Annotated in this window: 12 protein-coding genes; 4 read left to right on the top strand and 8 right to left on the bottom strand. The window is 54.9% G+C overall.

The window, feature by feature from the left end; all coding sequences use genetic code 11:
* Positions 1-947, bottom strand: a 947-nt coding sequence (locus VAE48_RS15680) for a YibE/F family protein (protein WP_322794277.1), incomplete at its 3' end; no start/stop codon positions are given.
* A 149-nt stretch (positions 948-1,096) separates the two neighbouring features.
* Between VAE48_RS15680 and VAE48_RS15675 the strand changes: the two genes are divergently transcribed.
* Together VAE48_RS15675 and VAE48_RS15670 are read left to right on the top strand one after the other, a co-directional pair.
* A complete protein-coding gene (locus VAE48_RS15675; protein WP_322794276.1) occupies positions 1,097-1,387 on the top strand; it encodes a PilZ domain-containing protein in 291 nt (96 codons plus the stop codon).
* Positions 1,388-1,654: 267 nt separating this feature from the next.
* Complete coding sequence (locus tag VAE48_RS15670) at positions 1,655-2,272, top strand: superoxide dismutase (protein ID WP_322794275.1); 618 nt, start codon at positions 1,655-1,657, stop codon at positions 2,270-2,272.
* A gap of 38 nt (positions 2,273-2,310) precedes the next feature.
* Here VAE48_RS15670 and VAE48_RS15665 read toward each other — a convergent pair whose 3' ends face one another.
* Both VAE48_RS15665 and VAE48_RS15660 read right to left on the bottom strand, forming a co-directional pair.
* A complete protein-coding gene (locus VAE48_RS15665; protein ID WP_322794274.1) occupies positions 2,311-3,240 on the bottom strand; it encodes a YihY/virulence factor BrkB family protein in 930 nt (309 codons plus the stop codon).
* Between the two features lie 6 nt (positions 3,241-3,246).
* Positions 3,247-3,600, bottom strand: a complete 354-nt coding sequence (locus VAE48_RS15660; RefSeq protein ID WP_322794273.1) for an MGMT family protein — start codon at positions 3,598-3,600, stop codon at positions 3,247-3,249.
* A 63-nt stretch (positions 3,601-3,663) separates the two neighbouring features.
* Between VAE48_RS15660 and VAE48_RS15655 the strand changes: the two genes are divergently transcribed.
* Positions 3,664-4,590: a M23 family metallopeptidase gene (locus tag VAE48_RS15655; protein ID WP_322794272.1), complete on the top strand. Its 927-nt coding sequence runs from the start codon at positions 3,664-3,666 to the stop codon at positions 4,588-4,590.
* A 251-nt stretch (positions 4,591-4,841) separates the two neighbouring features.
* Positions 4,842-5,708 carry an HAD family hydrolase gene (locus VAE48_RS15650; RefSeq protein WP_322794271.1) on the top strand — a complete coding sequence of 289 codons (867 nt, stop codon included), beginning with the start codon at positions 4,842-4,844 and terminating at the stop codon, positions 5,706-5,708.
* Here VAE48_RS15650 and VAE48_RS15645 read toward each other — a convergent pair.
* From VAE48_RS15645 to VAE48_RS15625, 5 genes are all read right to left on the bottom strand, one after another.
* Positions 5,669-7,069 carry a hypothetical protein gene (locus VAE48_RS15645; protein WP_322794270.1) on the bottom strand — a complete coding sequence of 467 codons (1,401 nt, stop codon included), beginning with the start codon at positions 7,067-7,069 and terminating at the stop codon, positions 5,669-5,671. The genes VAE48_RS15650 and VAE48_RS15645 overlap by 40 nt on opposite strands.
* A gap of 198 nt (positions 7,070-7,267) precedes the next feature.
* Positions 7,268-8,611: a transposase gene (locus VAE48_RS15640; protein ID WP_322794269.1), complete on the bottom strand. Its 1,344-nt coding sequence runs from the start codon at positions 8,609-8,611 to the stop codon at positions 7,268-7,270.
* A gap of 249 nt (positions 8,612-8,860) precedes the next feature.
* Complete coding sequence (locus VAE48_RS15635; RefSeq protein ID WP_322794268.1) at positions 8,861-9,838, bottom strand: LiaI-LiaF-like domain-containing protein; 978 nt, start codon at positions 9,836-9,838, stop codon at positions 8,861-8,863.
* A gap of 70 nt (positions 9,839-9,908) precedes the next feature.
* Positions 9,909-10,100: a PspC domain-containing protein gene (locus tag VAE48_RS15630; protein WP_322794267.1), complete on the bottom strand. Its 192-nt coding sequence runs from the start codon at positions 10,098-10,100 to the stop codon at positions 9,909-9,911.
* A 65-nt stretch (positions 10,101-10,165) separates the two neighbouring features.
* Positions 10,166-10,806: DUF364 domain-containing protein (locus VAE48_RS15625; protein ID WP_322794266.1), on the bottom strand; the 641-nt coding region annotated here is incomplete at its 5' end.

Raw genomic sequence — 10,806 nt, 5'->3', positions numbered from 1 at the left:
ACCGTGGCGGCAACATGATCACGCCCAATGTTCATTGCCCGGCGGTAGAGAAAGCCCAGGCTCAAGGCCGGATTTGCCCCGTGCAGTTCAAACACAGCCGAGGACTGGCTGATGACCAGATCGTCCAGCACCCCCAGCGCTCCGATGATCATCCCTCCCAACAGCAAGCCGCGCATGTCAATCGGCGTGGCGGTCATTTGAGCAAGAAACATCACATTTTCATCGCCAAAACCGCTCAGACGGGTGAAATTGATCGAAACCCAGGCCAGTGCGCCGGTGATGACCAGTGCAATCAACATACCCAGCACCGCCGCGTGCGTCTTCAGCGTCCAGCCATAGACGATGTAAAGGGAAACGGCCAGAAAGCCGAACGAGCCGATGATGCTGACCAGCACCGGGTTTTTACCCGCCAGAATCTGGGGGATGATGTAGGCAACAATCACAATCAGGCTGAGGGCAATCCCCAGCAGTCCGCGCAGCCCTTTCCAGCCACCAATCAGGACGCTGAACAGGACAAAAATTAGAAAAAGCTGTAGAATGCTGCCGATGCGGATGAAGTCGGTGAAGAAAGCAACAATTTGTCCATCCGGTCGTACACCGACCGAGATTAACACCTGTTCGCCGGGGCGAACATCGGCATCATTCGGGCGGATTTGTTGCAAACCGTACTCGATTTCGACAATTTGACCGGCAAAATTGCCTTCTAAAACGCGGGCGGTGAAGACCTGATAGCGCTGGGGGCGTTCGCCGAGGGTGATTTGACCGGTTTCGAGGATTTCCAGTACCTCGGCGCGCACCGTACTGGAATCATAGCCTACCTGACCGGCCGGGCGCTGGCTGCTGAAGAGTGTGCTGAGTCGCGGGACGAGCCAGACGATCAGAACAATGCCGGCAATTACGGCCAGCAGGCTGAAAAACAGAGCAATGCGGTTGCGGTTAGGCTGCATAAGGGTTTGCGAAGAAAGATTATAGCATAGGCGGGAAAGGGGAAGAGAATAAAAAAAATAACAGACAGGGAACTCTACTTTTATTCTGGCACGGAATATGCTATTATTTGGGTAGCAGATTACCGAATGAGACCTACCCGGAGATTAAAATGCAAGACCGCTTATCCCCCCAATCCACCAATACCCGTCGGGCTAACCGCATCGTTTGGGAACGCCCGGTTTTAATCGTTGATCCCATCCGCGCCAGTGGAAAGACCATCAATGTCAGCGCGGTTGGGATTTTGCTCTCCACCGACCGGCATGTCAACCTGCCGCTGGGCGCTGAAATTGCCCTTTCCATTCCCCATCTGGAAGGGCGCGACTCGATGGTGGTACACGGCAAGGTCGTGCGGGTCGAGCGCACCGCTCGCGACATGCGCGTAGCAGTCAACCTGACTTAACCACTCTCCATCGGGTTGTTTTGTGGTGTGATGGATAATTTGCCGCCCGGCGGTTGAGTCGGGCGGCTTCTGATTTAAGGGTGATGCCTGCTCATAGGCGGGTGATGGGGAACATCCCCCGCCTGTACGAACTCGATATGAATCTTCTACAATCTCAATTGACTTCGCTTCGAAATCGTAGTATTATTATCATAATAATATAAATAAATACCCCGAACGGGTGGGGATATCAACAAAAAAGTACAAAAAAAGAAAGGAAATAGAAATATGGCAAAAGTATTCGAACTGCCTCCCCTGAAATACGCCTTCAATGCTCTGGAGCCTGCCATTGATGCCCGCACCATGGAAATTCACCATGACAAGCATCATGGCGCGTATGTCGCCAACCTGAACAAAGCCTTGGAGAGCGCGCCGGAATGGTTTGACCATCCCATTGAAGAGATTTTGCGCCGCATCAACGAAGTGCCGGAGAATATCCGCACCGCCGTGCGCAACAACGGCGGCGGGCACCTCAACCATACCCTCTTCTGGGATTGGATTGCCCCCGGCGGCAGCAAGACACCGGTTGGTGAAATTGCCAAAGCCATTGATGCCACCTTCGGCTCATATGATGCCTTCGTGGAAAAATTCAGTAACGCCGCTGTGACTCGCTTTGGCTCGGGCTGGGCATGGCTGGTGTTGGATGGTGAGAAGAAGCTGCAGGTTTACTCCACTGCCAATCAGGACAGTCCCTACATGGACGGTCACATCCCGCTGCTGGGTCTGGATGTGTGGGAACATGCTTACTATCTGCATTATCAGAACCGCCGGCCGGATTACGTCAAAGCCTTCTGGACGATTGTCAACTGGGATTTTGTGGAAAGCCGGTTTCGGGCCAACCGCTAAAATTTAGCCGACATTGGAAAAACTTCAGACAGCCGCTCTTATGCGGCTGTTTCTGTTTGTTGACTTTCTGTGGAGGGATGGAGGGTGCGGCGTGGTTTACGCTGGTCAATCGTGGCGGTCAGATGAGCACCCAGCAGGATGATGGTGCAGGACAGGTAGATGTAGAACATCAGCGCCAGGACGGTGCCGAGCGAGCCGTATAAAATCTCATATTGCGCCAGGCCGCTGGATAAATACGCACTGAAACCAAATTTTGCCAGTTCCCAGGCAACACTTGTCCACAAGGAGCCCCACATACAGGCCCGCCAGCGCACTTTGGTATTCGGAATCCAGCGGTAGATGATCAGGAACATCAGAAAGGTGAAGAAGGCCGGGATGAGCACACGCAGATAGGGGTAGATGACCGTATTTTCCAGATGATCGCCGTTGAGAAAAACCTGATCAAAAATGCGAATCAGGTTGAATACTGCCGTGGAGAGCAGCGAAAGCACCAGCAGCAGGATGATCATACCGATCATACCCAACGCCAGCAATCGGGTGCGGATGACATCGCGCGGCTTGAGGTTGAGCCAGGCGTGGTTGATGTTGCGCACCAGTGTATTGAAGAAACCGGAGGCTGACCAGAACGCTCCCAAAAGACCGATAACGCCGATTGTGCCGCGCCGACTGAGAATGACCTGTAAATTGCGTTCGATGAGCGGTTCGGCGTTGGGCAGGGCCTGAAAGACCAGCGTCAGCACTGCCTGATAGGCATCTTCCCGCTTGAGGATAAAACCGGCCACCGAAATGAGGATCAGCAGGAGGGGGAATAACGAAAAAAGGGCATAATACGCCAGACTGGCAGCCGCTTCACTGCCGCGCGCCAGCGTAAAGTTTTTGAGGGTGACACGGATGATTTCAATTGTCCCGCGGCTGAAACGGTTGAGCCGCAAATAATACGGCAGGATGGCTTGTTTCAAGTCAACCATGCTGGCTTAACCTTGAGCGGGATGGGGCAGCTCTCCGTTGCCGTTCCAGCCGAAGCGTTCAAAATTCACGCTGTCGTTTTCATCGAACTGCACGCCTTCTTCGAGCAGCAACTGCCGTTGAATGGCCCCGCCGATACCGGGCAGGCTGATGCGCCCTTTGGCGTTGATGACCCGCTGCCAGGGTACATCCGTGCCGGCTTTGAGCGCTGCCAGCGCATAACCGACCTGACGCGGGCCGACTCCGCCGCCAACCATGCGGGCAATTTGTCCGTAACTGGCTACCCGGCCGGGTGGAATCCGGCGCACAATTTCATAGATGCGCTGATTGATCGAAAGGTCGTTAAAGATGTCGTCTTTCATTCCGGTTTTTGGTGTTCAACAGGGTATTCATGGGCGGAGTTTGTTGCTTAAACATGATACCCCATGCCGGAAAAAAGCGGAAGCAGATTAGCCATTTGGCTGCTGGTTAACGGGTACAATTTACCCATGCGCTGCTTGAAACGCTGGATGGGATGGGCAATATTTTGGGCGTGGTTGTTGACCGCCTGTTCGGTGAGTGATCCGCCGCGAGATGTTGAGCCGGCCCCACCCTCCCCGCATCCCTCCGCAACACCGACGTTAACCACCGTTCCCACTCTGACTCCGCTGCCCCCTGTTTTAACCCCGACGGTGTTGTCCCTTCCTCAGGTTTGCTCTCCGCTGGCCGGTTATGATTTGGAACAACTGGCAGGACAGGTTTCCAATCCCTATCACCCACCCCCGCCGGGCAGTGATGATCCTCATTACGGTGTGGACCTGGCTGATTTCGACCAGAAGGATCGGATTGCGCGCAGCGGGATGAGCGTTCAGGCGGTTTTGAGCGGGCGGGTAGCAGGGATAACGCCCGGGCGTTTCCCCTACGGCAATCTGCTGATTGTGGAAACCGCTCTGTCTGAGCTTGACCCCCTGCTGGTTGCCCGGTTGGAATTGCCGGAGTTCCCCCCTGAAACCATTCGCCCGCTGGCCCTGAGCTGTCCGCCTTATCCGTTGCCGTCGGACTGGCAATCCCGCCCGCGCTCGTTGTATTTGTTGTATGCCCATCTGCAATCTGCGCCGGCCTTCGCGGTGGGAGGGGAAATTAAGTGCGGCCAGGTGGTCGGCGCAATTGGCGATTCCGGGAATGCGCTGGCGCCGCATTTGCATCTGGAAGTGCGACTTGGCCCGGCAGAAATGATTTTTACCCCCATGGCACACTATGACCCCTCTGCCAGCAGTGAGGAGATGGCTGCCTACTGCATGTGGCGGGTCAGCGGTGCATTTCAGAGTATGGACCCGTTCTGTCTGCTGAACGAATGTTCATCTGCCCGATAAAATCGAGTGATTCCCTTGTATTTTTCCTGTTTTCGGGCAATAATTGGGCTGTTTTGGTTAGAAAATGTGAGTTCGGCTTAAGGGCAAAACCTGACGAGTAGCGAAATTACCCCCTCCCACCTCCCCCAAACATCGCTCCAGCGATGTTTGGGGGAGGCGCAGGAGGGGGCCGAAAATGTGAAAGTGGAGATGAAAAGGATTTGCCCCGAGCTGACGCTGGAAAGGTAGCTGGTGTGGAGTTTATGGAGAGCATGAAGTTAACGAAACTGGTGATTGCCGTGGATATGGACGGCACCATGTTGTTTGCCGATAACCGTTTTCATCCGCTGGATGTGGCGTTTTTGAAACAGGATTTACCGCTGACCGTCATCTTTGCCACCGGCCGTTCTCTGACCGGTATGCGCCTGCCTTTGACCATCAACGGTTTGATTGGAGAAAGTGAGCCTGTTCCTTATCCCCTCGTGCTGCACAACGGCGCGCTGGTGTATCTGCCGGGGCAGCGGGTACACCGTCATTTTGCCTTTGAGCCGGGCATTGCCGCTGAACTGGTGCAGCGTGTGCTGGCCTTTCCGCAGGATCTGGCAGTGGTGGCGCAGGGCGAAGGGCGCGAATGGCTGATTCGCACCTCGCCTTACGGCGGACCGCGTGCCATTTATTACGGCTACCGGCCACTGGCATGGCAGCCGGGTGAGGCATTGCCGGTTTTCAGCAAGTTGCTGTGTATTTCCGATCAACCTGAGGTTTTGAAAGAACTGGAAGAAACCCTCCGTTCTTTGCCTTTGGAGGGTAACTCCAGTCTGGGTGACCTGTACGAAATGACCCCCAAGGGTGTGACCAAAGCCACCGGTTTGAATGCGCTGCTGCCGGCGCTGGGCGTGGAGGATGTGCCGCTCATCACGGTTGGGGATGGTGAAAACGACTTCACCATGCTGGATATGGCTGATCTGGCCTGCGCGCCTGCCAATGCTCATCCCCCGCTGAAAACCCATGCCCAATTCATCTTTGACCGCAGTGAGCGCGGCATTTTCCAGCCGGTGCTGGAAGCCGCGATGGAGCGGCTGCCCCTGCCGGAGGCGGTTCAGGGCCAGTTGCGGGCAGTAATGTTCACTTCCGGGTAATCGGCTGAGGGGCTGTCCAGCAGCGGGGCAGGCAGGTTTTTCAGATGGCGGTTAAAGAAAGCCAGACTGTACTGGTTGAGGATGCGCACCATTTGACCGCCGTTAATTCCCCCGGAAAAGCCCAGGGCAGCGTTAAGCGGTGAAACCAGGGTGAGGTCGGTAAAGTCGTAGTGGGCGCTACCCTGAATGGTGAGCAGGTAGGCGGGTGCGTTCACCTGTTGAAAGACCTCTTCACGCACATATTCACTTTCCTGTGCGGCAAAGAACAGCGCCGGCTGCTGCAGAGACTGGGAGAGTACCGGCTCATACTGCGGGCTGTCAAGGGTTAGTAAAGCGTCGCAGCGGCTTTCCTGCAGGCACAATCGGCTGGCAGCCGAACCACCAAACGACATTCCACCCACTCCTACCCGTTCAACGTCCAGTTTTCCGCTCAGTTGTGGCAGCAGGCTTCCCGATTGAAATTCGGGCAGATGGTTGAGGACGAAGCGCAAGTCATCCGTCCAGATGGTCAGGCTTTTATCCCGAAAATTGGCATCTTGAGAAAAGCGGGGGGCGGTTTCGCTGGCAAAACGCATTAAACCGCCGCTCTTGTCCGGCACTGCGGCTGCCTGAAACGGATGCCCTACGCTGATCACCACATAACCGTGGCTTGCCAGGGTTTCCATCAGGGAAGTATTCTGCTGTAAATATCCCAGCCGATAACCGTGTGAATACAGAATTACCGGAAAAGGCGGCTGTCCGCTGACCGCGGGAGCATCCAAAACGGCATGAGTCTGCACCAGCGAAAGGTGATCCAGCAAAAAGAAAGGCAGCCCCAGCATTGCGGTCAGTTGACGGCTGATTTGGGGCTGGTTCAGCCAGTAAGTTGTGGGCCGGTCTGCCGGACTGACTTCGGCGGGGTACCAAATCATCAGGGGCACCTGCCGCTGGTCATCCGGCTGGCTGGTGAAGATTTCTGCACGTTGGGTATCCGTCAGCACCAGCTGGCTGACCCCCACGGCAAAGCCGCCGCCCGGCTGCGGCAGGCTGAAAACCGGGATGAGGGTCGGCAGCTGCGAAACCAGCAAAAACAGCAGCAATCCGCCGAATACCAGCCCCAGTCGTAACCAGACCGGCTGATGGGTTGAACGGCTGGCAGGTGAACGCAGCAGGCGGATGTTATTGGCCAGCAGTGCCAGAGTCAACAGGTAAGCCGGGATCATCTGCCAGCGGGAACCCTCGATGATGAGGTGCAAAATGACCAGCAGACTGACCAGGAATGGCAGGTAAAGGATAAGGCGCGAACGGCGCTGAGGAGGTAAAAATGTCCACGCCAGGGAGAACAACAACAAAATCAGGATGGCATTTTCCAGAAAACGCATTTCTGACCTTACTCCGTCGGATGAGATGTTTTCCCCATTATCTCACAGGAAGGCCATCGGCTCAGCCTCTGGTCGAAAGTAATCCCGATTGCTTTTGAAAAAAAAGAAACCCACTTAAATCAACGTGAGCTCGGGATAAGATCAAAACCTTGCAGGCAATACCAATCACCCCCACCTGCACCTCCCATATGCGCTAACTTAAGGGCAGAAATCATGGAATGAGGAATGGAGTGCAAGAGCTCTACCCCAGGCAGAATGTTGAAGACGGCGGCGCGGGGGGTCGCAAAGATAACGTCTTAAGCGAGGAAAAGAGGTTTGCAAAGAAGAAACATTGAAGCGAGTCATGATCTGGCGCAGGGTTTCTCTGAATAACATCGTGAGACGTTGCGGACTAACGGGGCGATCGAGACAAGCAAACCAATCGGGGAATTGGTTGACCGGATAGGCGATGAACTGATCAGTGATAAGCGCAATCAGAATTTTGGCGAGCAGATAGGTTTGAGCCAGGCGGGCATCTTTAGCCCGCAAAAGGTCAAAATTGAGCACACTTTTGAGCCGTTTGATGTACACTTCGATTTGCCAACGCATGCGATAAAGAGCCAGCACCTTTCTTGCCGACCAATCTTCAACGGGCAAGTTGGTCAATAACAGTACAAACCCGGCCGCAAAGAGAGTATCTGGATTGAGCGGTTTCTTTTTACGCTGATAAGCCAGGCGAACTCGACGTCTGGCTGACTCCGCTTTTTCGGGTGGAAGGGGTGCAGCAATCAGACGAAATGCAAACCAGCCAGACGGCATCTTCATCCAAACGCTGCGCTCTGACAAATCGGTCACGGTTCTAAGCCAATCAATCACCTTCAAGCGCTGTCCGTCAGGCGCAATGACCGGCACATTCCGCCAGTTGATGCGCACAATCAGCTTCGCGCCTTTGTCCAAGACCGGCGCCATACCGGAAGCAAAGGCATACCCCGCATCGGCAATCCAGATTTCATTGTCCCGCGCTTCAAAGCGTGCCAGGCTCTCACCCCCGTATTTATCGCTGATCTCAACGCCATCCAGACAAAAATTCCCCAGGTCAAAACTGAGGTGTATCCGCCAGCCTGTCCCACTGCTGCCGGGGATGCTAATTGTGGTCGCATCCACCACCCGCATTCGCACACCCGGCAGGCTTTGCAAGTCCGATAGACGCCTTTGCAACAGCATCCCAATCAGTTTCCCAAGCCATTCAACGCTGTGGCGCAGCCGTTTCAAAACGGCTACGTCCGAAAGATACCCAATATTGGTCAATGCAGCCCAAAGCGCTGTCAGCCGCAACGACCAGTCATTCATGGCATACCACACAATCAATCGCAGCAGGTCTTCCGCGCTGCGAATTTCCCTTTTACGTTGAATGGCTTTGCTTGCTCGTGCCGTGCCTTCCAGGTCTATTTCCCATTTTTGTTGGAATTTCTTCCAGCTTTCGGCTATTCCCTCATCTTGCTGACATGCGCCACCTTCTCGATTTCGTTTGCATTTCCTGCTGTCAATTGTGGTAAACTCCATGTGAACCTCTTTGGTTATAGATGGGTGGTGTCGACCTATATCTTACCAAAGAGGTTCTCTTTTTAGCTTAAGTTAGCGCATATGCCTGCACCTCCCCCAAAATCGCGCCTGCGATTTTGGGGGAGGCGGGAGGGGGACGAGACTCGAAAATTGATGTAAAAATGATTTATCCCGAATTGATGTTAAATCAAAGACGGCTGGCGTGTTCTATGGATATCCAGCCGTCTTTGATCAGGCGCAGATTCATTCTCAGCGAACGGTGAATGAGCCCGAACCTAAATCTTCACAAATGATGAGTACACGCTGAGCCGCGCTGGAATAGGACGCGCTTTCCCACACGCCCTCTTTGTCCCGTCCGGAGATGCGCTGCAACCAGTCGGGCAGGGAGACATTCCCCGAACCAGAGTCGCGGATTTCCACCCTTAAAGGAAGTTCGGGAGGAGCAGCAATGCGGATTGCCCCGCTTTTGCCATCCAGCCGCAAGGTCAGGTTGGCCTCGCGGGGCAGGTTGATTTGCAGACTGCCCGAACCGCCTTCGATGCGCGCGGTATAGGCTGTGCTGTTTTCGGGTAGTTCGATCTCCATTCTGCCGGAGGCCTGGTCTATCTGTAAATCAGTCAATTGCAGGCCGGCAAGGTTGAGATCAACCGAACCGGAGGATGCGTCAATCCTTAAGGCGAGTGGAATTTGAGGGGTCAAGCCGATCTCCCAGCGGGCGGTGGGGTCGGGGGAGAAACTGACGGACGGATTTGGCTGGAAGCGTTCCAGCCGAATGCGGCGCAGCCGGGTGCCGCTTGAAGTGAAACGCAATTCACCAAAATAATCAATTTCCGCCTCGAAAAGATTGGTGGAATTGCTCAGCGGATAGATGCGGGCGGGCTGGCTGCTCAAATTGAGGGTGATTTCGGCCTGGGTTGTCTCACTCAGCGGTTCGCGGAGCGACTCGTGGCGCAAAATTCCAGCGGTAGAAAGCCCTAAAGCCGGGCCGGCAATCAGCACGACAACAGCGATGCCGACCGCAACCAACCCAACCACAGCTCCCAGCAGTGGGGATTGACGCCCGAACAGTAAATCCAGCCCGATGACAATTAAAATCAACGGCCACAGGCTGCTCAACATGGCAAAGTTCTCCCGTGGAATAACACCGAGGTTGCTCAGCAGCCAGATGAGCCCAACGCCAATCAACAAAATGGGCCAGAATAAAGAACGGTATGCTTTCTGATTCATCCGTACACCTGCCTTTGAGTTAGATGGCTGTGGCAGGATGTATTGAGCGCCACAGCCATTTGGAAAGTTTTTAGAGCGGCTCTTCGGGGACGATCAGCCACATGATCAGGTAAACCAGCAGCCCCTGACCACCGAGGAAAAACAACAGCAGGAACACCAACCGTACGACAGTGGGATCCAGTCCTAAATATTCTGCCAGGCCGCCACAAACACCGCCCAGCATTCTTTCCTGACGACTACGAAATAAACGTTTGGTTTGCATGGTTAACTACCTCCATAGAGTATTTACGAGGGAGGTATCAAAAAAGTTGCGAAAATTTTCGGATTTCAGCGCGGAAGTCGGCTCATGGTGACCAGACGGGTGCCTTTGACCTGCGGGAAGGCAGCTCCCTGCTGAATGGTGAGCAGAGCGGCTTCCTCATCCACAATTTGCGTGCCGGAGAGCAGATGAACGCCAAAATCAAACAGGAGTGGGGTAAGCGGTGTGCTCGGCCCCAACAGCATGACCAGCGCCTTCGGATTGCGCCAGCCCAGCAAGTCTTCCAGGGTGTGGTTAATGAGGGTGGTGGCGGTAATTGCGAGAATGTCCGCCAGCGGGACTACGTCCGGGGCGGCTTCGGCGGGCAAATCGCTGCCGTGTGGCTGTTTTTCCAGCACCAGCACGCGCGCCCCGCCCTGACGCAGTTTATCAACCTGCGGAAAGTGGCCGACCATGACGATGGTTTTACCCGCAGCCATTTGTTGCAGCAGGTCAAAAGCGTTGATTTCGGTCAGCAATGCAGCCGCAGGCGGGGGCAGCAGCGAATTCAATGCCGCCAGCCCCAGACTGGCTTCCAGCGGGTTGTCCGATTCCAGCCAGCCGGCCAGTTCCTGAGCCGATTTTTGATGAAGGCTGCCCACATCGCGGATGCGGTGGCTGCCATGTTCGCCTTCGTAGCGCAATGTGGCCGCCAGTCCACAGCTCTGGC

Origin of the sequence: Bellilinea sp. (assembly GCF_034432615.1) — a bacterium.
Classification (GTDB): Bacteria; Chloroflexota; Anaerolineae; order Anaerolineales; family Anaerolineaceae; genus Bellilinea.
The sequence above is the reverse complement of the archived record's forward strand: the minus strand, read 5'-3'. Positions and strand labels throughout refer to the sequence as shown.

Coding starts and splice junctions, on each gene's coding strand:
- VAE48_RS15675 (WP_322794276.1), top strand. CDS start 1,097: ATGCAAGACCGCTTATCCCCCCAATCCACCAATACCCGTCGGGCTAAC.
- VAE48_RS15670 (WP_322794275.1), top strand. CDS start 1,655: ATGGCAAAAGTATTCGAACTGCCTCCCCTGAAATACGCCTTCAATGCT.
- VAE48_RS15665 (WP_322794274.1), bottom strand. CDS start 3,240: ATGGTTGACTTGAAACAAGCCATCCTGCCGTATTATTTGCGGCTCAAC.
- VAE48_RS15660 (WP_322794273.1), bottom strand. CDS start 3,600: ATGAAAGACGACATCTTTAACGACCTTTCGATCAATCAGCGCATCTAT.
- VAE48_RS15655 (WP_322794272.1), top strand. CDS start 3,664: ATGCCGGAAAAAAGCGGAAGCAGATTAGCCATTTGGCTGCTGGTTAAC.
- VAE48_RS15650 (WP_322794271.1), top strand. CDS start 4,842: ATGAAGTTAACGAAACTGGTGATTGCCGTGGATATGGACGGCACCATG.
- VAE48_RS15645 (WP_322794270.1), bottom strand. CDS start 7,069: ATGCGTTTTCTGGAAAATGCCATCCTGATTTTGTTGTTGTTCTCCCTG.
- VAE48_RS15640 (WP_322794269.1), bottom strand. CDS start 8,611: ATGGAGTTTACCACAATTGACAGCAGGAAATGCAAACGAAATCGAGAA.
- VAE48_RS15635 (WP_322794268.1), bottom strand. CDS start 9,838: ATGAATCAGAAAGCATACCGTTCTTTATTCTGGCCCATTTTGTTGATT.
- VAE48_RS15630 (WP_322794267.1), bottom strand. CDS start 10,100: ATGCAAACCAAACGTTTATTTCGTAGTCGTCAGGAAAGAATGCTGGGC.